21 protein-coding genes are annotated in these 21,087 nt (G+C 67.4%); 17 read left to right on the top strand and 4 right to left on the bottom strand.

The genetic code is table 11. From position 1 onward, the window contains the following. Positions 1-5: 5 nt before the first annotated feature. From Q8K84_RS05070 to zapE, 3 genes are all read left to right on the top strand, one after another. Positions 6-1,517: a CoA-acylating methylmalonate-semialdehyde dehydrogenase gene (locus Q8K84_RS05070; protein WP_305281452.1), complete on the top strand. Its 1,512-nt coding sequence runs from the start codon at positions 6-8 to the stop codon at positions 1,515-1,517. A gap of 57 nt (positions 1,518-1,574) precedes the next feature. Further along, positions 1,575-2,303: a hypothetical protein gene (locus Q8K84_RS05065; protein ID WP_305281450.1), complete on the top strand. Its 729-nt coding sequence runs from the start codon at positions 1,575-1,577 to the stop codon at positions 2,301-2,303. A 69-nt stretch (positions 2,304-2,372) separates the two neighbouring features. Continuing rightward, on the top strand, positions 2,373-3,488 hold the full coding sequence (zapE, locus tag Q8K84_RS05060) for a cell division protein ZapE (protein ID WP_305281448.1): 1,116 nt from the start codon (positions 2,373-2,375) through the stop codon (positions 3,486-3,488). On the opposite strand, the gene Q8K84_RS05055 is transcribed toward zapE, so the two are convergent. Beyond that, positions 3,485-4,372 carry a LysR substrate-binding domain-containing protein gene (locus tag Q8K84_RS05055; RefSeq protein ID WP_305281446.1) on the bottom strand — a complete coding sequence of 296 codons (888 nt, stop codon included), beginning with the start codon at positions 4,370-4,372 and terminating at the stop codon, positions 3,485-3,487. The two genes, zapE and Q8K84_RS05055, sit on opposite strands and share 4 nt — an antisense overlap. Before the next feature lie 187 nt (positions 4,373-4,559). Between Q8K84_RS05055 and sdhC the strand changes: the two genes are divergently transcribed. The 6 genes from sdhC (at position 4,560) to Q8K84_RS05025 (ending at position 9,663) form a co-directional block, all read left to right on the top strand. Further along, a complete protein-coding gene (gene sdhC, locus Q8K84_RS05050) occupies positions 4,560-4,967 on the top strand; it encodes a succinate dehydrogenase, cytochrome b556 subunit (protein WP_305281444.1) in 408 nt (135 codons plus the stop codon). 2 nt (positions 4,968-4,969) lie between these two features. Next, positions 4,970-5,362, top strand: coding sequence for a succinate dehydrogenase, hydrophobic membrane anchor protein (gene sdhD / locus Q8K84_RS05045; RefSeq protein ID WP_305281442.1), 393 nt, complete (start codon positions 4,970-4,972; stop codon positions 5,360-5,362). 2 nt (positions 5,363-5,364) lie between these two features. After that, complete coding sequence (gene sdhA, locus Q8K84_RS05040) at positions 5,365-7,152, top strand: succinate dehydrogenase flavoprotein subunit (RefSeq protein ID WP_305281440.1); 1,788 nt, start codon at positions 5,365-5,367, stop codon at positions 7,150-7,152. A gap of 96 nt (positions 7,153-7,248) precedes the next feature. Further along, on the top strand, positions 7,249-8,031 hold the full coding sequence (locus Q8K84_RS05035) for a succinate dehydrogenase iron-sulfur subunit (protein WP_305281438.1): 783 nt from the start codon (positions 7,249-7,251) through the stop codon (positions 8,029-8,031). 61 nt (positions 8,032-8,092) lie between these two features. Continuing rightward, positions 8,093-9,322: an NAD(P)/FAD-dependent oxidoreductase gene (locus Q8K84_RS05030; RefSeq protein ID WP_305281437.1), complete on the top strand. Its 1,230-nt coding sequence runs from the start codon at positions 8,093-8,095 to the stop codon at positions 9,320-9,322. A 20-nt stretch (positions 9,323-9,342) separates the two neighbouring features. Beyond that, positions 9,343-9,663 (top strand): 2Fe-2S iron-sulfur cluster-binding protein, encoded by a 321-nt coding sequence (locus tag Q8K84_RS05025; protein ID WP_305281436.1) that lies wholly within the window; start codon positions 9,343-9,345, stop codon positions 9,661-9,663. A gap of 51 nt (positions 9,664-9,714) precedes the next feature. Here Q8K84_RS05025 and Q8K84_RS05020 read toward each other — a convergent pair whose 3' ends face one another. Further along, complete coding sequence (locus tag Q8K84_RS05020) at positions 9,715-12,036, bottom strand: PAS domain-containing sensor histidine kinase (protein WP_305281435.1); 2,322 nt, start codon at positions 12,034-12,036, stop codon at positions 9,715-9,717. A 104-nt stretch (positions 12,037-12,140) separates the two neighbouring features. On the opposite strand from Q8K84_RS05020, the gene Q8K84_RS05015 reads away from it, so the two are divergent. From Q8K84_RS05015 to mmcB, 6 genes are all read left to right on the top strand, one after another. Continuing rightward, positions 12,141-12,749: a hypothetical protein gene (locus Q8K84_RS05015; RefSeq protein ID WP_305281434.1), complete on the top strand. Its 609-nt coding sequence runs from the start codon at positions 12,141-12,143 to the stop codon at positions 12,747-12,749. Further along, on the top strand, positions 12,746-13,153 hold the full coding sequence (locus Q8K84_RS05010; RefSeq protein WP_305281432.1) for a metallopeptidase family protein: 408 nt from the start codon (positions 12,746-12,748) through the stop codon (positions 13,151-13,153). Before Q8K84_RS05015 ends, Q8K84_RS05010 begins: the two co-directional genes overlap by 4 nt. Before the next feature lie 153 nt (positions 13,154-13,306). After that, positions 13,307-14,437, top strand: a complete 1,131-nt coding sequence (locus Q8K84_RS05005) for a ferritin-like domain-containing protein (protein ID WP_305281431.1) — start codon at positions 13,307-13,309, stop codon at positions 14,435-14,437. Positions 14,438-14,647: 210 nt separating this feature from the next. After that, positions 14,648-15,778, top strand: a complete 1,131-nt coding sequence (locus Q8K84_RS05000; protein ID WP_305281430.1) for a ferritin-like domain-containing protein — start codon at positions 14,648-14,650, stop codon at positions 15,776-15,778. Positions 15,779-15,866: 88 nt separating this feature from the next. Continuing rightward, positions 15,867-16,412: a lipocalin family protein gene (locus tag Q8K84_RS04995; protein WP_305281429.1), complete on the top strand. Its 546-nt coding sequence runs from the start codon at positions 15,867-15,869 to the stop codon at positions 16,410-16,412. Between the two features lie 53 nt (positions 16,413-16,465). After that, complete coding sequence (gene mmcB / locus Q8K84_RS04990; protein WP_305281428.1) at positions 16,466-16,918, top strand: DNA repair putative endonuclease MmcB; 453 nt, start codon at positions 16,466-16,468, stop codon at positions 16,916-16,918. 3 nt (positions 16,919-16,921) lie between these two features. Here mmcB and Q8K84_RS04985 read toward each other — a convergent pair whose 3' ends face one another. After that, entirely contained in the window at positions 16,922-17,479 is a 558-nt protein-coding gene (locus Q8K84_RS04985) for an ActR/PrrA/RegA family redox response regulator transcription factor (protein WP_305281427.1), read from the bottom strand. A 156-nt stretch (positions 17,480-17,635) separates the two neighbouring features. After that, positions 17,636-19,063: an ActS/PrrB/RegB family redox-sensitive histidine kinase gene (locus Q8K84_RS04980; RefSeq protein ID WP_305281426.1), complete on the bottom strand. Its 1,428-nt coding sequence runs from the start codon at positions 19,061-19,063 to the stop codon at positions 17,636-17,638. Positions 19,064-19,095: 32 nt separating this feature from the next. Between Q8K84_RS04980 and Q8K84_RS04975 the strand changes: the two genes are divergently transcribed. Beyond that, positions 19,096-19,695: an SCO family protein gene (locus Q8K84_RS04975; RefSeq protein ID WP_305281425.1), complete on the top strand. Its 600-nt coding sequence runs from the start codon at positions 19,096-19,098 to the stop codon at positions 19,693-19,695. Between the two features lie 116 nt (positions 19,696-19,811). Next, positions 19,812-21,083, top strand: a complete 1,272-nt coding sequence (locus tag Q8K84_RS04970; protein ID WP_305281561.1) for a polyhydroxyalkanoate depolymerase — start codon at positions 19,812-19,814, stop codon at positions 21,081-21,083. Positions 21,084-21,087: the final 4 nt, after the last annotated feature.

Genomic DNA, 21,087 nt, shown 5'->3' with positions numbered 1-21,087 from the left:
GTCCCATGCGTGAGATCAGCCACTTCATCGCCGGCCGCGCCGCCGCCGGAACCTCGGGCCGCTTTGGCGAGGTCTTCGATCCCAACCTCGGCGAGGTCCAGGGCCGCGTCGCCCTGGCCTCAACCGGCGAGCTGGACATGGCCGTGCAGGCCGCCCTGGCCGCCCAGCCCGCCTGGGCCGCGATCAACCCCCAGCGTCGGGCCCGGGTGATGTTCGCCTACAAGCGCCTGGTCGAGACGCGGATGGACGAGCTGGCCGCCCTGCTGTCGTCCGAGCACGGCAAGGTGATCGCCGACTCAAAGGGCGACATCCAGCGGGGGCTGGAGGTGATCGAGTTCGCCTGCGGCATCCCCCATGCGCTGAAGGGCGAGTACACCCAGGGCGCAGGCCCAGGGATCGATGTCTATTCCATGCGCCAGCCCCTGGGCGTGGCGGCCGGCATCACCCCGTTCAACTTCCCCGCCATGATCCCGATGTGGATGTTCGGGGTGGCCGTGGCGGTGGGAAACACCTTCATTCTCAAGCCGTCCGAAAAAGACCCCAGCGTGCCGGTGCGGCTGGCCGAGCTGTTCATGGAGGCCGGCGCCGAGGTGGGGATCGATGTGGCCGGCGTGCTGAACGTGGTCCAGGGGGACAAGGTCTGCGTCGACGCCATCCTGACCCATCCCGACATCGCCGCCGTCAGCTTCGTGGGCTCCTCCGACATCGCCCAGTACGTCTACGCCACCGCCTCGGCCCACGGAAAACGGGTCCAGGCCATGGGCGGGGCCAAGAACCACGGCATCCTGTTGCCGGACGCCGACCTGGAGGCCGCGGCCGATGACATCCTGGGCGCCGCCTTCGGCTCGGCGGGCGAGCGCTGCATGGCCTTGCCGGTGGCCGTGCCGGTCGGCGCCAGGACGGCAGAGGCCTTTCGTGAGCTGATGGTGGAACGGATCGAGACCCTCAAGATCGGCGTCTCCTCGGATTCCGCCGCCCAGTATGGACCCGTGGTCAGTGCGGCCCACCGCCAGCGGATAACAGACTACATCCAGATGGGGGTGGATGAGGGCGCCGAGCTGGTGGCCGACGGCCGTGGCTTCACCCTTCAGGGCCATGAGAAGGGGTACTTCATCGGCCCCACCCTGTTTGACCATGTGAAGCCGAGCATGAGGTCTTATCAGGACGAGATTTTCGGCCCGGTGCTGCAGATCGTCCGGGCCGACAGCTTTGACGAGGCCCTGGCCCTGCCGTCCCAGCACCCCTACGGCAACGGCGTCGCCATCTTCACGCGGAATGGCCGCGCGGCCCGGGAGTTCGCCGCCCGGGTGAATGTGGGCATGGTGGGGATCAATGTGCCAATTCCGGTGCCGGTCGCCTATCACAGCTTCGGCGGCTGGAAGCGCAGCGCCTTTGGCGACGCCAACCAGCACGGGATGGAAGGCGTTCGCTTCTACACCAAGGTCAAGACAGTCACCGCCCGCTGGCCCGAGGGCGAGGGCAGCGACCAGGCCTTTATCATCCCGACCATGGGCTAGGTCCTCAGGCCTCCCCGATCCGGCCCCGGCGGCCGCAGGAATTTGGAGCGATCGCACATGAAGAATATTCGTCTCTGGGCGATTCTGGCCCTCGTCGTGGTGGTGGCCGGTGTCGGCGCCTTTGCCTATTGGAACCACGAACTGCGCTGGAGGCCGACCACCATGACCAAGCACCAGGCTGAGATCGCCCGCCTTCTGGAGGGCTCCGGTTGGGTGTCGCCAGGGGTTCAGGGGCGCGCCGTCTATATGGTCTCATTCCGCAGCTGCCCTGATTGCCTGCGCTTCAAGGCCGAGCAGTTCCCCGATCTGCACGCCGCGGGCGTCGACACCCGGGTGATCGAGGTCGCCCGGCGGGAGGTCAACGGGCTGGAGCGCTCCACCCCGGCCGAGCGGGCCACCGTCGCCGAGCTGTGGCTGAACCGCGACTGGAGCCTGTTCGAGCGTTGGGTCAGCGTCCCGGTCTCCGCCTGGACCGCCCCGGGCATTCCGCCAGCCGATGGCGACACAGCCCGCACCGCGGTGGTGGAGGCGGGCCGGACCATGGTCGATGAGCTGATCCCCCTGCTCAAGGACAATGGCGTCGACTTCGCCTATCCGCTGCTGGTCTGGTGGGACCAGGAAGGCCAGATGAAGGCCTGCGCCTGTGAGCGGCGGGAAACCTATCGCTTCCTTCGCGAAGATCTGGGCCTGCCGGCGCGAAGCGAGACCCCCCTGGTTCCCGCCGGCGAAGAGGACGGCGCCCTGGCGCCTACGCCGCAGGCGGACTCGGAGCCGGCGGCCAGCTGAGCTTCGCCAGGGGCGGCGAGGGCGATTGGCTGATTGTGATCGTGGCCTTGCCGGGCTAGGGGCGGGGTCATGACCACCGCCCTCGAAACCGCTTACCGCGACCGCCTGGAGCGCGGGGAAATTCGTCCTGATCCGTCCCAGGCCGCCGCCCTGCCGGCCCTGGCGCGGCTGGAGGCCGCCCTCGTCGAAAGCGAGCCCGTCGGCCTGCTGGGGCGGTTCCGAAAGCCGGAAAGCCAGAGGGGCGTCTATCTGTGGGGGCCGGTGGGGCGGGGCAAGTCCATGCTGATGGACCTGTTCTACGAGGCCGCGCCGGTGGCGAAGAAGCGCCGGGTTCACTTCCATGTCTTCATGGGCGAGGTCCATCGGCTCATCGACGCCTGGCGCAAGGGCGACGCGGCGGCCCGCAAGGCGAAGTTCGGCCAGCACCGGGGCGATGACCCGATCCCGCCGGCGGCCGACGTGGTGGCCAGCCAGGCGCGACTTCTCTGCTTCGACGAGTTTCAGGTCACCGACATCGCCGACGCCATGATCCTGGGCCGGCTGTTCACCGCCCTGTTCGACCGGGGCGTGACCCTGGTGGCCACCTCCAACCGCGCGCCCGACGCCCTCTATCGCAACGGCATCAACCGGCAGCTCTTTCTGCCCTTCATCGACCTCTTGAAGACCCAGACCGAGGTGGTCTCCGTGGCCGGCGAGCACGACTACCGCCTGGACCGGCTGCGGGCGGCCGGCGTCTGGTTCTCGCCCATCGACCGGGACCACGAGCGGGTGTTCGATCGCCTGTGGCAGGACATGCTGGACGGGGCCGAAGAGGCCGGTGAGACCCTGGAGGTCCTGGGTCGCAAGATCCACCTGCCCCACGCCACCGGGGGGCTTTTGCGGGCCAGTTTCGCCAGCCTTTGCGGGGTGGCCCTTGGCCCCAATGATTATCTGGCGCTCGCCGAGCAGTTCCACACGGTCTTTCTCGATCAGGTCCCACAGCTCACCCCGGCGCGGCGGGAGGAGGCGCGGCGTTTCGTGACCCTGATCGACGCCCTCTATGAGGCCCGAGCCCGGCTGATCGTCCTGGCCGCCGCCGAGCCGGCCGCCCTCTATCCTGATGGCGACGGCGCCTTCGAGTTCGAGCGCACCGCCTCGCGCCTGCAGGAGATGCGTTCGGCCGACTGGCTGACCGACGCGCCCTAGGGGGAGGCCCGCAGGCTCTCCACCAGCTGACGGGCTATGGGGCGCAGCTCATTCAGGCTGCGGACGCAGATCTTCAGCTCCCGAACCGCCCAGTCATCGGTCAGCGCGACAATGGCCAGATTCATGGTGCAGACGGCCCGGGCCGCGGTGGTCTCCGGCACCACCCCGACGCCCACCCCGCACTCCACCAGCCGGCAGACCGCATCAAAGCTGCGGAGCTGAACCCGCAGGCGCAGGCGTCGTCCTTCACGGCCAGCCCGGGCGGCGAGGAAGCGTTGCAGGGAGCTGGCCCGGTCGAGGCCCACCAGGTCGTAGTCGAGGACCTGGGCGAAGGCCGCGCTGACATTCTGCGCCAGAGGATGGTCAAGCGCCGTGACCACCACGAAGCGGTCTGTGCGGAAGGCGAAGGTCTCCAGGGCGCCCACATCGACGGTGCCGGCCACGATTCCCACATCGGCCGCGCCCTCAGCCACCAGTCCGACGATCTCGTCCGACAGGCGCTCTTCGAGATCGACGCTGACCTGGGGGTGGTCTGCCAGGAAGGAGGACAGGGCTTCAGGCAGGAATTCGGTCAGGGCGTTGGTGTTGGCCAGGACCCGGACCTCCGCCGCTCCGCTCTCGGCCATGACACCCAGCTCGTCCTGCATTCGGGCGCTCTGTTCGAGCAGGGTGCGGGCGTGCTTCAGCAGCAGCAGGCCGGCCGGCGTCGGCGTCACCCCCTGGCGGGACCGGGTCAGGAGGGCGGCCCCCAGGGACTGCTCCATGGCCCGGATCCGGGTGGAAGCCGCCGCCAGGGCCAAGGCCGCGCGCTCGGCCCCGCGGGTGATCGAGCCCGCCTCGACCACGTCGCAGAACAGCCGCAAGTCCACCAGATCGAACCGCATCCTTCGTCTCCCGCGAAGGAAGCCTACAGCAAAGACGCATTGCCCGGGAGGTGGAAACCCCTGATGTTCGCCGATCTGCGAAGGGCGGGGGTTGCGGCCTGTGCGCCCTGCCTTCGTTGACACCCCCAGTTGGCGGCGTAAAAGCGGCCAGGCATTCGCAGGGCAACAGGGAGCGGCTGTAGAACCGATGTCGGACGTCTCGAAGACCATCCGGGCCAGGCCCACCTCGCCGCACGTTCAGGTGTGGCGCTGGCATCTCACCGCCATCACCTCGATCATGCACCGGATCACCGGCGTGGCCCTCTATGGGGGAACCCTGATCCTGGCCGGCTGGACCATCGCGCTCGCCTTCGGGCCGGAGTCTTACGACGCCTATATGGGCCTGCTGGGCTCGCCGCTCGGCAAGCTGGTGATGTTCGTCCTCAGCTTTGCGGTCTTCTTCCACCTCGCCAAGGGCGTGCAGCATCTGATCTGGGACACGGGTGTGGCGCTGAAGGTGCCGGCCGCCAACGCCGGCGCTGTGGCGACCCTGGCCTTCGCCCTGGTGGCCACCCTCGTCGTCTGGATCATCGCCGCCATGACGGGAGCGCTCTGAGCATGACCGATTTCCGCACTCCCCGTTCCCGGGCCCAGGGCCTGGGCGCCGCTGGCCATGGGGTCAGCCACTGGATTTTCGAACGCGTCTCCTCCGTCGCGCTGATCCCCTTGGTGCTCTGGGGCGTCTTCGCCGTTCTGCGCCTGGCGCGCAGCGACTACGAGATGGCCGTCGCCTGGCTGGCCTCTCCGGTCAATGCGGTGTTGCTGGCCCTGCTCGCCGTCGTCAGCCTGATGCACATGCATTCGGGCATGCGGGTCGTGGTCGAGGACTACATCCACCGCCGGATCACCAAGGCCGGCCTCCTGCTGCTCAACCTCTTCGTCTGTGCGCTGTTTGGCGCACTCGCCCTCTTCTCAATCTTGAAGGTCGCCCTCTCGGGCGGAGCTTACTGAGCATGGCCTCATACGAATTCATCGACCACAAGTTCGACGTCGTCGTGGTGGGCGCCGGGGGCTCGGGCCTCCGCGCGGCGCTCGGCTGCGCCCAGGCCGGTCTGAAGACCGCCTGTGTCTCCAAGGTCTTTCCGACCCGCTCGCACACCGTGGCCGCCCAGGGCGGTATCTCCGCCAGCCTCGGCAATATGAGCCAGGATGACTGGCGCTGGCACATGTACGACACCGTCAAGGGGTCGGACTGGCTGGGCGACCAGGACGCCATCGAATACCTCTGCCGCAACGCGCCGGCCGCCGTCTATGAGCTCGAGCACTGGGGCGTGCCCTTCTCGCGCACCGAGGACGGCAAGATCTATCAGCGCGCCTTTGGGGGCATGACCAGCAACTATGGCGAGGCCCCGATCCAGCGCACCTGTGCGGCGGCCGACCGCACCGGCCACGCCATGCTGCACACCATGTATGGTCAGTCCCTGGCCAACAACACCGAGTTCTTCATCGAGTATTTCGCCCTCGACCTGATCATGGAAGATGGCGTCTGCCGGGGCGTCACCGCCTGGAAGCTGGACGACGGCACGATGCACCGGTTCCAGGCCCAGATGGTCATCCTGGCCACCGGCGGCTATGGCCGGGCCTACTTCTCCTGCACCAGCGCCCACACCTGCACCGGCGACGGCAACGCCATGGTCCTGCGGGCGGGCCTGCCCCTGCAGGACATGGAGTTCGTGCAGTTCCACCCCACCGGCATCTATGGCGCCGGCTGCCTGATCACCGAAGGCGCCCGGGGCGAGGGCGGCTATCTGACCAATTCCGAGGGTGAGCGCTTCATGGAGCGCTATGCGCCGTCCGTGAAGGATCTGGCGCCGCGGGATATGGTCAGCCGGGCCATGACCATCGAGATCCGCGAAGGCCGGGGCGTGGGGCCTGGCAAGGACCACATCTTCCTGCACCTGGACCACCTGGACCCCAAGGTGCTGCATCAGCGCCTGCCGGGCATTTCCGAAAGCGCCCGGGTGTTCTCCGGCGTGGACGTGACCAAGGCGCCGATCCCGGTCTTGCCGACGGTTCACTACAATATGGGCGGCATCCCGACGAACTTCTATTCCGAGGTCGTCACCCGCGACGGCGACAACCCCGACAGCGTCATCCCCGGCCTGATGGCCGTGGGCGAGGCGGCCTGCGTCTCGGTGCACGGCGCCAACCGCCTGGGCTCCAACTCGCTGATCGATCTGGTGGTGTTCGGCCGTTCGGCCGCCCTGCGCGCCGCCGACATCCTGACGCCGGGCGCCAAGCAGCCTGACCTCAAGCCCGCCCAGACCGAGGCCCACCTGGCCCGTTTCGACCGGCTGCGCAACGCCAAGGGCGCCACGCCGACCTCCCATCTGCGCCTGGATATGCAGAAGGCCATGCAGGAGGACGCCGCGGTGTTCCGCACCGGGGAGAGCCTGGCCTCAGGCGTGGCGCGCCTGGACAAGATCCACGGTCAGCGCGGCGACATCCAGGTCACCGATCGCGGTATGATCTGGAACACCGACCTCGTCGAGACCCTGGAATTCGACAATCTGATCGGCCAGGCCGCCGTCACCGTGAACGGAGCGCTGAACCGCACCGAAAGCCGCGGGGCGCACGCCCGGGAGGACTATCCCGACCGCGACGACGAGAACTGGATGAAGCACACGCTGACCTGGTTCGATGACGCCACGGGCAAGGTGAAGCTGGACGACCGTCCGGTGCACTCGTTCACGCTTAGCAACGACATCGCCTACATCCCGCCGAAGGCGCGGGTCTACTAGGGCGGGTCTGTGGCCCCTCATATCGCTCATTCCCGGCTTCGGACCGAACGCGCCGCCCGCGCGGGGTCCGGAGTCTTCGCCTAAGGAACGCCTCCGATGGTCGAACTCGCCCTGCCAAAGAATTCCCGCGTCCAGAAGGGCCGCCATCATCCGGCCCCGGCCGGAGCCAAGAAGGTCAAGACCTTCAAGGTCTATCGCTATGATCCCGAGGGGGCCGAAAATCCCCGCTGGGACACCTATGACGTTGATGTCGAGGCCTGCGGACCCATGGTCCTGGACGCCCTCATCCACATCAAGAACACCGTTGACCCGACGCTGGCCTTCCGGCGGTCGTGCCGCGAGGGTGTGTGCGGCTCCTGCGCCATGAACATCGGCGGCCGCAACACGCTGGCCTGCACCCATGGTTGGGAAGAAGTCCCCGGCCAGACCTGCACCATCAGTCCGCTGCCGCACATGCCGGTGATCAAGGATCTGGTGCCGGACATGACCCTGTTCTACGCCCAGTACGCCTCCATCGAGCCCTGGCTGCACACCAAGACCCCGGAACCCCAGGGCGAGTGGCTGCAGACCCCGGCTGACCGGGAGAAGCTGGACGGCCTCTATGAGTGCATTCTCTGCGCCTGCTGCTCGACCTCATGCCCGAGCTACTGGTGGAACGGCGACAAGTATCTGGGCCCGGCCGCCCTGCTGCACGCCTATCGCTGGCTGATCGACAGCCGCGACGAGGCCACGGGCGAGCGGCTTGACGATCTCGAAGACCCGTTCAAGCTCTATCGCTGCCACACGATCATGAATTGCGCCCAGGTCTGCCCCAAGGGCCTGAATCCGGCCAAGGCGATCGCTGAGGTGAAGAAGATGCTGGTCGACCGGGTCATCTAAAGTCGTCACTCTGCTTTTCCCAAGTTGACGCCGGCGTCATTTTTCTGCATCGGGGAGCGGCATGAGTGAATTAGGCGCACACGTGGTGATCCTGGGGGCGGGACATGCGGGCGGCACAGCCGCCGCGATGTTGCGCCAGTATGGGCATACCGGACCGATCAGCCTGATCGGCGACGAGCCCTTGGCGCCTTATCAGCGCCCGCCCCTGTCCAAGGCCTGGCTGAAGGGTGAGGCCGACGCCGACTCCCTGGCGCTGAAGCCCCTGGAATTCTATGCCGAGCACCAGATCGACTTCCGCCCCGGCCTCACCGCGTTGAAGCTGAAGCGGGCCGACAAGCTGGTCGAGCTGTCAGACGGCTCGACGCTTGCCTACGACATCCTGATCCTGGCCACGGGCGCCCGGGCCATCAAGCTGCCGGTCCCGGGGGCTGACCTTGCCGGGCTGCTCGAACTGCGCACCGCCGCCGACGCCGAGGCCCTCAAGGCCGCCGTGGGGCCAGGCAAGCGCCTGGCGGTCGTCGGCGGGGGCTATATCGGCCTGGAGGTCGCCGCTTCAGGCCGCGCCCTGGGCGCCGAGGTGGTGGTGATCGAGCGGGAACAGCGCCTGCTGGCCCGGGTCGCCTGCGAGGCCCTGTCGGACTTCTTCCGCGGCGTCCACGAAACCCACGGGGTCATCTTCGAGATGGGCGCCAGCGTCACCGGCTTCGTCGGTGAGAACGGCCACGTCACGGGTGTCCTCCTGGCCGATGGCCGGACCGTGCCTTGCGACGCCGCCGTGATCGGGGTGGGCGCCACCCCCAACGACGAACTGGCCGCCGACTGCGGCCTCGACACCGCCCGCGGCGTGGTCGTGGACCTGGAGGCGCGGACCTCCGACCCCTCCATCTTCGCGATCGGCGATGTGGCTCATCGGCCGATGCCGATCTATGACCGCATGTTCCGCATGGAAAGCGTGCCCAACGCCCTGGAGCAGGCCAAGCAGGCCGCCAGCGCCATCACCGGCCGTCCGGCGCCCGCCGGCGAGGTGCCCTGGCAGTGGTCGGATCAGTACGATCTGAAGCTCCAGATCGCCGGCTACGCCTTTGACACTGACGAGGTTCTGCTGCGGGGCGATCCAGCCAGCGGCAAGTTCGCGGTCTTCCATCTCAAGGGAGACCAGATCCAGTCCGTGGAGGCGATCAACTCGCCCCCGGAATTCATGATGGGCAAGCAGCTGATCGGGAACCGCAAGTCGGTCTCGAAGGCGAAGCTTTCCGATCTCAGCGTTTCAATGAAAGAGGTCGTCGCCTGAACGCGGCGCGAAAGGGAGTCATGGCCAAGATCACCTATATCGAGCACGACGGGACCGAGCACGTCGTGGACGTGAAGACGGGGCTCACGGTGATGGAAGGCGCGGTGAAGAACAACGTCCCGGGCATCGACGCCGATTGCGGCGGCGCCTGCGCCTGCGCCACCTGCCATGTCTATGTGGACGAAGCCTGGAAAGATAAGACCGGCGACTCCTCGGCCATGGAGGAGTCGATGCTCGACTTCGCCGAAAACGTCGAGCCAAACAGCCGCCTGTCCTGCCAGATCAAGGTCTCCGACGCCCTGGACGGCCTGGTGGTCCGGCTGCCGGAAAGCCAGCACTAAGGTGCTGAAGGCGCGGGCGGCTTCCTGGTCGCTCGCGCCCCTCGGACCTTCCTAGAATTCCAGTTCCCGGTGGGTGGCGGCTTCGGCCTGGGCCAGCTCCGGCAGGTGGCAGGTAAAGGTCGCGCCATTGCCCGGCTCGCTCTCCAGGGCCACCCAACCCCCATGCAATTCGGTCAGCGCCTTGACCAGGGCCAGGCCGAGACCCGGCCCCCCGCGCTCACGGCCCACGAAGCGGTCGAAGATGTGCGCCTGGACGTGGAACGGGATTCCCCGCCCGGTGTCGCTGACCTGCAGCTTCACCTCGCCGAGCGCTCGACGGGCGGAGACGGAGATGGTCCCCTGGGGGGGCGTCTGGCGTATCGCGTTCTCGATCAGATGATCCATGATCTGGCCCAGGCGATGGGCGTCGGCCCGGATCACCCCGATCTCCTCGGCGTGATCGACCTTGAGGACGATCTTGCCCTCCTCGGCGGCCCGGGCCCAGCGGCCGGCGGCGCCCGCGATCAGGTCGGCGACCCGCACATCTTCCAGATCCAGGGCCATCTCGTCGGCGTCGATCTGGGCCATGTCCAGCACATCGTCGATGGACCGCGCCAGCTGGGTGGCCGCCATGCGCACGGCGGCGGCGTGGCCCCGGCCCCGCTCGGACAGGTTCTCGCCTGACCGCTCCAGCAGCTCGGAATAGCCGATGATGGTGGTGAGCGGGGTCCGCAGTTCGTAGGAGACATTGCCGACGAAATCGCGCTTCAGCCGCTCGGCGTCGGCCAGGGCGGCGGACCGGTCGGCCAGGGCGCTTTCCAGCTTGCGGGCGTCGGTGACGTCTGTGAAGGCGATCAGGGTCGCGCCGTCGGGCAGGGGCCGCGACTGATAGGCCACGATGCGGGAGTCCGAGGTCTTTACCTCCCCGGAGATCGGCGCCCGGGCGCTCGGATCGGGATCGGCCACCCGGCCCTTGAGCTCCCGCCAGAAGCCCAGGTCGTGCAGCCGCGGCACACAGAGCTCGACCACGCCCTCGAAGTCGCCAGCGAGGTCCAGTTGGGTGGGGGTGACGTTCCAGAAGCGCTCGAAGGCTTCGTTGTGCAGCCGCAGTCGCCCGTCGGAGCCGAACACGGCGACGGCGTCGTTCAGCTTGTCCAGGGTCGCCTGCTGGACCTGGATCAGGGCGTTGTACTGGGCCTTGAGCTTGAGCTCGTCGGTGATGTCCGAGAACAGCAGCAATACCCCGCCCATGGGGTGGGGCTGGCGCACCACCCGCAGGGTGCGGCCGTCGGGCAGGCTCCAGAGATCATCGGGGCTTGAGCCCAAGGCCTCGTAGCGATCCAGTTCGGCGGCGCGCCACTTCACATAGTCGGCGGTCTCGGGCAGGCGGCGGCGCTGGCGCAGGCGGTCGAGCAGCTCCCCGTGGCCGGGACGCTCCCCGAGCCAGGCCGGCTCCAGGCCCCACAGTTCCGCAAAGGCGGTGTTGTGGAAGATCATCTTCTTGTTGGGTCCGAAGATGGCCACCGCATCGGCGATATGGTTCAGGGTTTCGTCGTGGGCGGCCACGTGGCGCTTCAGCGCCTCGCGCATCTCCTCGGTCTCTGTGACGTCCTCGGCCCAGACCCCGACGCCGCCACCGTCCAGGGGGCGGGCGGTGATGTGATACGCCCGCCGGCGGCCGCCCAGGGTCAACCAGCGAGTGGTTTCCCGCCCCTGGGCGAGGTTGGCCGCCTCACTGGCGATCTCGTCGGCGGCCTTGTCCAGGGTGAGACCTTTGGCCGCAGCATCATCCAGGCTGGTCGCGTCGACTGCGGCCAGCCAGGCGGCGTTGACCCAGACCGGCGCCCCGTCGGCCGATGCGATCCAGGCCGGTCCCGGCCGGGCGTCCAGCAGGGCGGCGAAGCGCGGGGCGGTGGGCAGGCCGGCGTCCTCGCCGATCACCGCCGACAGCCGCAGCCAGGCCAGGGCGCCCGCGGCGCGGCCTTCGACGGACACCACACCGGAGGGGCCGCGCACCTCGAAGGCGCAGGCCTCGCCCCGCTCGAACAGGCTGCGAAGACGGCGGGCATGATCCGGATCGGCGCGCATCAGGGCGTTGACCAGCCCCTGGGCGTCGGCCTCGGCCAGCCCCAAGGCCGCAGCGCACACCACCAGGCTCTCTTCCCCGGACGCCAGGAGAGCCTTGCCGTCCTCCACGGCCAGCAGGGCCGAGTCGAAGGCCTCAGCCGAGGACTGGGCCACCTCGGCGCGCATCTCCAGTTCGGCGACCCGGTTCTGCAAGGCGACCAGACGCAGGCGTCCCTGCCGCTGCTGGGCCAGCGCCCAGAGCGTGGCGCAGATGGCCAGACAGACCGCGCCTGCGGCCGCCGCCAGGATCAGTTCGTCCGCGTTCATCACCACTCCATCGAGCCCTGTCGGGTCGATGCGAATCACCCACCAGCCAACATAGGACCCAAAGCGAGCCGTCGCACGCGCGGTCCGTTCCCAGGGACGCGGGATTGAGCGACAATGACCCGATGAGCGCCATTCTCTATCCGGTCGCCGCCGACGCCGAGGCCGCCCTGGCCGCCCCCCTTGGACGAGCCGCCCGGGAGCGGGAGGCCCGCCTGCTGGCGGCTGGCCAGCCGGTGGCCTTCCTGACCCGCGCCGTGGGCCCGGACTTCGCCAGCCGCGCGGCGGCGTTGGACGCCTTTGCCGGCAAGGTCGAGGATGATCGGCCAGGCCGCGTGCTGAGCCTGGCGCCCGAGGATCGCTACTGCCGCCTGGCCGAGCTGGCCGCCCAGGTTGGAGGTCGCCGCCCCGTGCCGGCGCTGGCGAGTCCTGTGCTGAAGGATGGCCGCCGCTGGCCCGCGCCGCTCGACGAGCCTGTGGCGACGGTGTGGCGGCTGCAGGTCTCGTTCTGGAGGGTCGGGGCGACGACGGAGGTTTCTCTGGACGGTCCCCAGGCCCGCCGGGTCCGCCGCGCCGGGGCCGAGGCCGACCGCGACACCCTGAACGCCCTGACCCGCCAGCCCCTGCGCGCCCTGCGGCCGCAACAACCCCTGGATATCGGACTGTTCGAGGTCCGCCCGCCCGAGGCCCCGCACACTGTGATCGCCGACGAATGACCGCATCGATCTCGGGCCTGGCGCCCAGCCTGGACGACATGGCCGCTTTGGCCGAGGCGGCCTTCGCCCGTCTGCCGGCGCCTTTCCGTCAGATGACCGGCCACGTCATGTTCAGGGTGGATGACTTCCCTGACCAGGAGACCCTCGACGCCCTGGAGATCGAAGATCCCTTTGACCTCACCGGCCTCTATCACGGCGTCGATCTGGCCCACCGCTCGGTGCTGGATCCGGAGACGCATCCGTCCATGGTGTTCCTCTATCGCCGGCCGATCCTGGACGAATGGGCGGCCCGCGGCGACGTGACCCTTGAAGAACTGGTCAGCCACGTCCTGGTCCATGAGATCGGTCACCATTTCGGCCTGTCGGACGATCAGATCGACGCCATCGAGGCCGCCGCCGACTGACGCGGTCCGTCAGCCATACGAAGGTGACGCCCCCGTCATCTTCTTGACTGAACGCCGTTCATGTGCGTGACTTGATCCCAGATCGAAGGGGCTGCCCGCGAGGTGCGGAGCCGGGGCCATAGAGCCTGCCCCCATCTCCTGGAGGACGAGTTCATGGCCGCTGACGGCAACATCACCAAGGACATCATCTACGACGCGGTGTCCCCCGACGACTTCGAGTCCATGCTGGAGCTGGACCGCTACAACGCCCGCTCCACCGCCTTCGACAAGATCATCTCGGCCACCCACGACCATTTCTGGGATCCGCTCGACAAGAAGTACATCGACTTCGACGAGCCCTTCGACATGGAAAACGAGATGATCCTGCCTGAGGACATGATCATCTCCATGTCCACCGACTACGTCTCCAATCATCTGACCGACTGGAAGACCCGGGTCCGCTTCGTCAATCAGTCGGCCTTGCGGTCCTTCTCCTCGATCCTGCACGGCGAACAGGGCGCGCTGAACCTGTCAGCCAGCCTCTGCCACGTGCTGAAGGACCAGGGGGCGCAGGAATACGCCGCCAACCAGACCCGAGAAGAGGCCCGCCACGTCACCGGCTTCGCCAAGTACATCAAGGCCCGCTGGGGCCGGCCGGTGGAATGCGGCCCGACGCTCAAGGCCCTGCTGGTCGACATCATCGGCAGCCCGGAGGTCTATAAGAAGATCATCGGCATGCAGATGCTGGTCGAAGGCCTCGCCATGGGCGCCTTCGCCACCTTCTTCAACAATATCAACGATCCGACCGGCAAGAAGTTGCTCCAGTTGGTGATGACCGACGAGGCCTTCCACCACAAGTTCGGGAAGATCTGGGCCGACCGGACCATCCCGCACCTGACGGCCGAAGAGCACGCCATCATCGAGGATTGGGCGGCCCACTGCTTCCAGACCCTGCTGTTCAACCTGGTGTCGCCGAGCCAGCAGCGCGACCTCTATGAGGAGTTCGGCCTCGACCCCGACAAGGTGATCGCCGAGATGGCCGAAATGGTCACCGACGAGACCCGCCGGGAGAATATGAAAGAGCAGACCAACATCTTCCGGGTGCTGGTGAAGACCCTTCTGAACGCCGGCATCATCACCGACCGCACCCGGGCCTTCTACGCCATCTATGTCGACATCGAGGAGCTGAAGGCCGAGGGCGACCGCATGGTCGGCGACGACATCGCCGAGGAGGGCATCAAGTACCTCCAGGAGATCAACTTCAAGGATCGCCGCGCTGCGCCTGTGACCATCGCCGCCGAATAGGCCCGGGTCCGAACTCGCGACACGATGCGCCCGTCGGACCCCCGGCGGGCGTTTTCGTGGCCTGTCGCTGCAAAATTGACGCCGGCGTCACGTATTCCTTTGACGAACACCGGTCTGAAGAGTCAGGCTGAGCCCATAGCCAGAGAGACGTCCGCCGAGTGTTGATCGGAGCAAGGACGCCCAAGCTTCCCAGAACCCCAGGAGGATCCCATGGCCGCCGACGGCAATATCACCAAGGACATGATCTACGACGCGGTGTCGCCCGACGACTTCGAGTCGATGCTTGAACTTGATCGCTACAACGCCCGCTCCACCGCCTTCGACAAGATCATCTCGGCGACCCACGACCACTTCTGGGACCCGCTGGACAAGAAATACATCGACTTCGACGAGCCTTGGGACATGGAGAACCAGCCCCTGGTGCCCGAGGAGCTGAATGTCGCCCTGCAGACCGACTATGTTCGCAACCACCTGAAGGACCCGAGCCTGCGGGCTCAGTTCGTCAACAAGTCGCTGCTGCGGTCCTTCTCCTCGATCCTGCACGGCGAGCAGGGCGCGCTGAATCTGTCGGCCAGCCTCTGCCATGTGCTGAAGGATCAGGGCGCTCAGGAATACGCCGCCAACCAGACCCGCGAGGAGGCCCGCCACGTCACGGCCTTCGCCAAGTACATCAAGGCCCGTTGGGGCCGGCCGGTGGAATGCACCAAGGTGCTGCAGGACCTGCTGGTGGACATCATCGGCAGCCCGGAGGTCTATAAGAAGATCATCGGCATGCAGATGCTGGTCGAAGGCCTCGCCATGGGCGCCTTCGCCACCTTCTATCAGAAGCTCAACGATCCGCTCGGTCGCAAGCTGATGCAGCTGGTCATGACCGACGAGGCCTTCCACCACAAGTTCGGGAAGATCTGGGCCGACCGGACCATCCCCAAGCTGTCGCCCGAAGAGCATCAGATTGTCGAGGATTGGGCCGCCCATTGCTTCCAGGTCCTGCTGTTCAACCTGGTCTCGCCCAGCGAGCAGCGCGACCTCTATGAGGAGTTCGGCCTCGATCCTGATCGGGTCCTGGAGGAAATCCAGCTGCTGGCCACCGACGAGGCCCGCCGCGAGGACATGAAGGAATCGACCAACATCTTCCGGGTGTTGATCAAGACCCTGCTGAACGCCGGCATCATCACCGACCGCACCCGGGCCTTCTACGGCATGTATGTGGACATGGATGAGCTCAAGGCCGAGGGCGACCGTATGGTCGGCGACGACATCGCCGAAGAGGGCATCATCTATCTGCAGGCCATCAACTTCAAAGAGCGGGCGATGAAGCCCATCACCATCGCCGCCGAATAGGCCGCCTTTTCAGCACAGCTTTGACGCCCGCCGGTTATGCCGGCGGGCGTCCTTGTTTGCGGCGCATTGTTTTTCTACCCTGTCGGGCATGCTGACTCCCCATCCTCGCCGCCTCATCTCGACTGTCGCCGTCGCCACCGCCCTGCTGGCGGCCATTCCGGCCGCGGCCAGCGCCGCAGCGCCTGAGCCGGCTAACCGGGTGGAACTGACCAAGATGACCGGCCGCTGGTACGAGGTGGCCCGGACCCCCAACGCCATGCAGAAGGCCTGCGAGGCCGCCACCGCCGACTGGACCCGGGCCGGGGCCGGCTATTCTGTGATCCAGACCTGTCGCCGCGGGGCGCCCGATGGACCAAAGAAGGAATGGAAGGCCAGCGCCACGCCGGTCGACCCGGTGAAGAACGCCAAGTTCAAGCTCAGCTTCTTTGGCGGCGTGATGAACCAGGAATACTGGATCCTTGACCATGGCGCAGACGACGGCTGGCTGATCATGGGCACGCCTGGGGGCAACTATGTGTGGCTGCTCTCCAAGGCGCCTCAGCTCAGCGCCGCGGTCCGCAGCCAGGCCATCGCCCGCATCCGCCAGCTCGGCTACGACACCTCCAAGCTGGAATTCCCGCAACAGGTTCGGTGAGCCGAGGCCGCCGACCTCTTGCGCCGGGAACGAACGCGGAACATGGTGGCGCGATGGATCTCGTCCTCACTACCTGCGCCCCGGCCACGCGGCCGCAGATCACCCAGGCGGTGACCCGGGGCGCGGCGCGCCTGCTGGCGGCGCTGGGCTATGCGCCGCTGACCGAGGTCTGCCTGCCCAATGGACGCCGGGCCGACCTGATGGCGCTGGGGCGCCGGGGCGACCTCTTCATCGTCGAGGTGAAGTCGAGCCTGGAGGACTTCCGCGCGGACCTGAAGTGGCGGGAATACGAACCCTATTGCGACGCCTTCGCCTTCGCCGTCGCGCCTGAGTTTCCTCAGGAGATTCTGCCCGAAGCCCCCGGGCTGATCGTGGCCGACGCCTTTGGCGGGGCGGTGTTGCGCGAGGCGCCGGTGGCGAGCCTGGCGGGCGCCCGGCGCAAGGCGCTGACGGTCGCCTTCGGCCGGCTCGCGGCGCTTAGGGCGGGATCAGCCCTCAGTCTGTAACGCTCAGCGCGGGGCGCGCTTGGCCAGGATGCGTTGCAGGGTGCGCCGGTGCATGTTCAGCCGCCGGGCGGTCTCCGAGACATTGTGCCCGCAGAGCTCATAGACCCGCTGGATATGTTCCCACCTCACCCGATCAGCGCTCATCGGGTTGTCCGGCGGGGCGGCGACGTCGCCGGGCAGGGCCAGCAGGGCGCGGGCCACATCGTCGGCGTCGGCGGGCTTGGACAGATAGTCCACAGCGCCGGCCTTCACCGCGGCCACGGCGGTGGCGATATTGCCGTAGCCAGTCAGCATGATGATCTTGGCGTCCGGGCGCGCCTCACGGACAGCCTCCACCACCTTCAGGCCGGTGCCGTCCTCCAAGCGCATGTCCAGCACAGCAAAGGCGGGCGGATAGACCTTCACCGCCGCCAGGGCCTCGGTGACGCTGGCCGCCAGGACCGGCTCGAAGCCCCGCCCCTCCAGGGCTCGTCCCAGCCGCGTTCGCAGGGCGACGTCGTCGTCCAGCAACAGCAGGCTCTTGTCGGCCAAGCCCTCGATCTGGGTGCTCAGGTCGCTCATCAACGCCACCCGCGCGTGCGGGCCTCCCTCCGTGCGTGTATTCATACTGGCTTGCGCCGGGCAGGGTCCGCAAGGGGCCGCGGACACTGCCCCCAGATTCCGGAAGCTATGCGCGTTCCGACCGCAAAGCCGGGATCTGACCTTGCGGAACCCGACCTAGCGGTGCCCCGATTCGATGCGGCTGCGGGGCCAGCGGACAGAGACCACCGCCCCGCGGGGGCGGCCATTCTGGAAGATCACCCGCGCGCCGGTCCGCTCCAGCAGCGTTTTGGAAATGAAGAACCCCAGTCCCATGCCGATGTGCCCCGTGCGGGAACCCTCGGCGCCTGGACGGCTGGTGACATAGGGCTCGCCCAGCCGGGCCAGGATCTCTGGGGCGATGCCGGGCCCGTCATCGCGAACCTCCAGGGAGATGGTGTCAGCGTCGAAGCGGGCGGTGACCAGCACCTCAGAGGCCGCGAAATCCACGGCGTTCTCCACGAAAGACGAGATGGCGTGGATCACCTCGGGCATGCGCTTTATCCCCGGCTTGCGGGCGTCTGGCGCGCCGGTGACGATGGCCTCAAGCCTCACGCCCTTCACATCCCTGTGGGGCTCAATCACCTCCTGCAGAAGTTGCAGCAGACTCATCTGCTCATGCACCTCATCCGAGGCGCTGGGCGTCTCGGTGAGACGGGCGAGGATTTCGCGGCATCGCTGTGCCTGGACCATCAGGAGTTCAGCGTCCTCGCGCACCTGCGGCGTGGGCGCCTCCCGGGCCATTTCCTTGGCCACGATGGCGATGGTGGCCAGGGGCGTGCCGAGCTCATGGGCCGCTGAGGCCGCCAGGCCGCCCAGGGCTGAGAGTCGGCGTTCGCGGGCCAGCACCGCCTGGGTGACATCCAGGGCCAGGGCCCGCCGGGCCGTCTCCTGGGCGGCTTCGCGGACAAAGGCGGCGCTGATCCCCAGGGCGAGGAGCAGGGCGCTCAGGGCGGCCAGGCGATATCCCAGGGGCGGCGCGGCGAGAACCCCTTCGGCGCCGGGCAGGGGATAGGCGACCGTGCTGGCGACGATCAGGGCCAGGGCGGCGAGGCCCGCGAGGATCGCCGTCGGGCGCAGGGGCAGGGTGGCGGCGGCCAGCACCAGGGGCGGCAGGATGAGGACCACGAAGGGATTGATGATCCCGCCGGTCAGGACGGCGAGCCCGGCCAGCCTGAGAATATCGAAACCCAGTTGCAGGGCGGCTTCGGCCGGGTGGAGCAGCCGCTGGCCCGGGGTGGCGATCCCCACCAGCAGATTGATCCAGGCCGCGAGGCCGACCACCCCGAAACAGATGGCGTAAGGGGCTGGAAGCGCAAACACCGCCGCCCCCAGGATCAGGGCGGTCGCTTCGCAGGCCAGCAGCACCCAGCGAAGGGTGACCACCGAGCGAATCCGCAATCGTCCCTGGCCGAGGACCGCTTCGTCCCAGGCGAGCTCGCCTTGCAGTAGGGCGGTGCTTTGCCTATCGAGACCCAAGGGGTCCTTAAGGCCCGCCGATCCGTCGTTCTTCAGGGCCATGGCCAGGACAGGATCACTGAGATCGGCGGTCCTGGCGAGCCCCAAACGAAGATCGCTTCCCCTTGTCCGAGGTCGCTATGTCGAAACGTTCGCTGATCATCATAGCCCTGGTGGCCCTTTTCGGCCTCGCGGCGGGCGCAGCCCTGTTCTGGCGCGCCGACGGCCCGACGGCCGGCTCCCAGGCCCAGACCGATGTCGGGGGACCGTTCCAACTGGTCAATCAGGACGGGCAGGCGGTCGACGAGTCGATCCTGGACGGGCGCTGGAGCGTGGTCTTCTTCGGCTTCACCTATTGCCCGGACATCTGCCCCGCCACCCTGCAGTCATTGGCCGCGGCTCAGGAACAGCTGGGCCCTCGAGGGGCGGATCTGCAGACCGTCTTCATCTCAGTGGATCCGGAACGGGACACCCCCGAACAGCTGAAGACCTATCTCAGCCTGGAGGCCTTTCCCAAAGGCGTGGTCGGGCTGACCGGCACGCCCGAGCAGGTGGAGCAGGTGGCCAAGTCCTACTACGTCTACTATCGCAAGTCGGGAGAAGGCCCCGACTACACCATCGACCATTCCACGGCGGCCTATCTGATGGACCCCAAGGGGCGGTTCAATCGGGTGCTGGCCTATGGCATCGCCCCTGACGAGATGGCGAGATTGATCCGCGCGGCCATGCAGGAGGGGTGAATCCGCCCAAAGGGTGTGACCCCTCGCCGCGGGGTGGGGAAGGTCGTGGAACGGCCAAGGCTGGACTCCGTTAAGGCTCCGCATGATATGTTGCGGTGCACAAGGATCCTTCGCAGATGCTCTACACCCTGCACGAGACCAGCTACTACGGCGCCGCGCCCCTTCGCCTGACGGCGCAGCTGACCCGGGACTTCTGGAGTTCGCCGCTGAACCCGGCCCGCCACAGCGACCTGGGGCGCAGGCTCTTCGCCACCGCTGACCTGTTCTCCAACATCACCCGCCGCTATCGCCGGCCGGACTGGGGGATCGATTCGGTGACCATCGGCGGACACGACGTGCCGGTGACCCGCAAGACCGTCTGGAGTTCGCCCTGGGTCAAGCTGACCCATTTCAGCCGCGACGCCGACGCCCTGCGCCGCGCCGGCCGACGGGGGCCGCAGCCCAGCGTCCTGATCGTGGCGCCCCTCTCGGGCCACTATGCAACGCTGCTGCGCGGCACCGTGCAGGCCTTCCTGCCCGACCATGAGGTCTACATCACCGAATGGGAGAACGCCCGCTCGGTCCCTGTGCTCGAGGGGCGGTTCGACTTCCACGACTTCATCGACCATGTGCGCCAGATGCTGCAGGTGGTCGGTCCCCGGGCCCACGTGGTGGCCGTCTGCCAGCCAGGACCGCCGGTGCTGGCCGCCGTCAGCCTGATGGCGCAGGAGGGCGACGAGTCCCGGCCCGCCTCCATGACCTATATGGGCTCGCCGATCGATGCGCGGCATTCGCCGACCGTCACTAACCAGTTGGCGGAGGAGCGTCCCTTCGCCTGGTTCGCTTCGAACATGATCTACACCGCCCCCCCGCCCTATCCGGGCATGGGCCGCAGGGTCTATCCCGGCTTCGTCCAGCTCTATTCCTTCATGTCGATGAACCTCGATCGTCACAAGGAGGCCCATCTGAAGTACCTGGACCACCTGATGGCCGACGATGGGGATTCCGCCGACAAGCATCTGGAGTTCTACGACGAGTACCTGTCGGTTCTGGATCTGACCGAGGAATTCTATCTCCAGACCGTCGACTATGTGTTCCAGCGTTACCTGCTGCCCAAGGGCGAGCTGGTCCATCGGGGCCGTCTGGTGGATCCCGGGCAGATCACGGATGTGGGTCTGCTCACGGTCGAGGGGGAGAATGACGACATCTCCGGCATCGGCCAGACCCAGGCCGCCCATGATCTCTGCGCCAACCTGCCCGGCGAGCTGAAGGCCGATTACATCCAGCCCCATGTGGGGCATTACGGGGTGTTCAACGGCCGGCGCTTCCGCGAGGAGATCTATCCTCGGGTGCGGGAGTTCATCGCCTTGCACGAAAGACGCTTTCACAAGGCCGCCGACGTCTCCTAAATCT

The organism is Phenylobacterium sp., assembly GCF_030679875.1.
GTDB lineage: Bacteria > Pseudomonadota > Alphaproteobacteria > Caulobacterales > Caulobacteraceae > Phenylobacterium.
Note: the sequence above shows the minus strand (reverse complement) of the source record. Positions and strands in the feature narration are given on the sequence as shown.

What these genes read in the sequence shown, in the direction of transcription:
- Q8K84_RS05065 (WP_305281450.1), top strand. Translation starts at nt 1,575, where the DNA reads ATGAAGAATATTCGTCTCTGGGCGATTCTGGCCCTCGTCGTGGTGGTG.
- Q8K84_RS05020 (WP_305281435.1), bottom strand. Translation starts at nt 12,036, where the DNA reads ATGAACGCGGACGAACTGATCCTGGCGGCGGCCGCAGGCGCGGTCTGT.
- Q8K84_RS05030 (WP_305281437.1), top strand. Translation starts at nt 8,093, where the DNA reads ATGAGTGAATTAGGCGCACACGTGGTGATCCTGGGGGCGGGACATGCG.
- Q8K84_RS05010 (WP_305281432.1), top strand. Translation starts at nt 12,746, where the DNA reads ATGACCGCATCGATCTCGGGCCTGGCGCCCAGCCTGGACGACATGGCC.
- Q8K84_RS05070 (WP_305281452.1), top strand. Translation starts at nt 6, where the DNA reads ATGCGTGAGATCAGCCACTTCATCGCCGGCCGCGCCGCCGCCGGAACC.
- Q8K84_RS05000 (WP_305281430.1), top strand. Translation starts at nt 14,648, where the DNA reads ATGGCCGCCGACGGCAATATCACCAAGGACATGATCTACGACGCGGTG.
- sdhD (WP_305281442.1), top strand. Translation starts at nt 4,970, where the DNA reads ATGACCGATTTCCGCACTCCCCGTTCCCGGGCCCAGGGCCTGGGCGCC.
- Q8K84_RS05025 (WP_305281436.1), top strand. Translation starts at nt 9,343, where the DNA reads ATGGCCAAGATCACCTATATCGAGCACGACGGGACCGAGCACGTCGTG.
- Q8K84_RS04970 (WP_305281561.1), top strand. Translation starts at nt 19,812, where the DNA reads ATGCTCTACACCCTGCACGAGACCAGCTACTACGGCGCCGCGCCCCTT.
- Q8K84_RS04975 (WP_305281425.1), top strand. Translation starts at nt 19,096, where the DNA reads ATGTCGAAACGTTCGCTGATCATCATAGCCCTGGTGGCCCTTTTCGGC.
- mmcB (WP_305281428.1), top strand. Translation starts at nt 16,466, where the DNA reads ATGGATCTCGTCCTCACTACCTGCGCCCCGGCCACGCGGCCGCAGATC.
- Q8K84_RS05055 (WP_305281446.1), bottom strand. Translation starts at nt 4,372, where the DNA reads ATGCGGTTCGATCTGGTGGACTTGCGGCTGTTCTGCGACGTGGTCGAG.
- Q8K84_RS05005 (WP_305281431.1), top strand. Translation starts at nt 13,307, where the DNA reads ATGGCCGCTGACGGCAACATCACCAAGGACATCATCTACGACGCGGTG.
- sdhC (WP_305281444.1), top strand. Translation starts at nt 4,560, where the DNA reads ATGTCGGACGTCTCGAAGACCATCCGGGCCAGGCCCACCTCGCCGCAC.
- Q8K84_RS04995 (WP_305281429.1), top strand. Translation starts at nt 15,867, where the DNA reads ATGCTGACTCCCCATCCTCGCCGCCTCATCTCGACTGTCGCCGTCGCC.
- Q8K84_RS05035 (WP_305281438.1), top strand. Translation starts at nt 7,249, where the DNA reads ATGGTCGAACTCGCCCTGCCAAAGAATTCCCGCGTCCAGAAGGGCCGC.
- zapE (WP_305281448.1), top strand. Translation starts at nt 2,373, where the DNA reads ATGACCACCGCCCTCGAAACCGCTTACCGCGACCGCCTGGAGCGCGGG.
- sdhA (WP_305281440.1), top strand. Translation starts at nt 5,365, where the DNA reads ATGGCCTCATACGAATTCATCGACCACAAGTTCGACGTCGTCGTGGTG.
- Q8K84_RS04985 (WP_305281427.1), bottom strand. Translation starts at nt 17,479, where the DNA reads ATGAGCGACCTGAGCACCCAGATCGAGGGCTTGGCCGACAAGAGCCTG.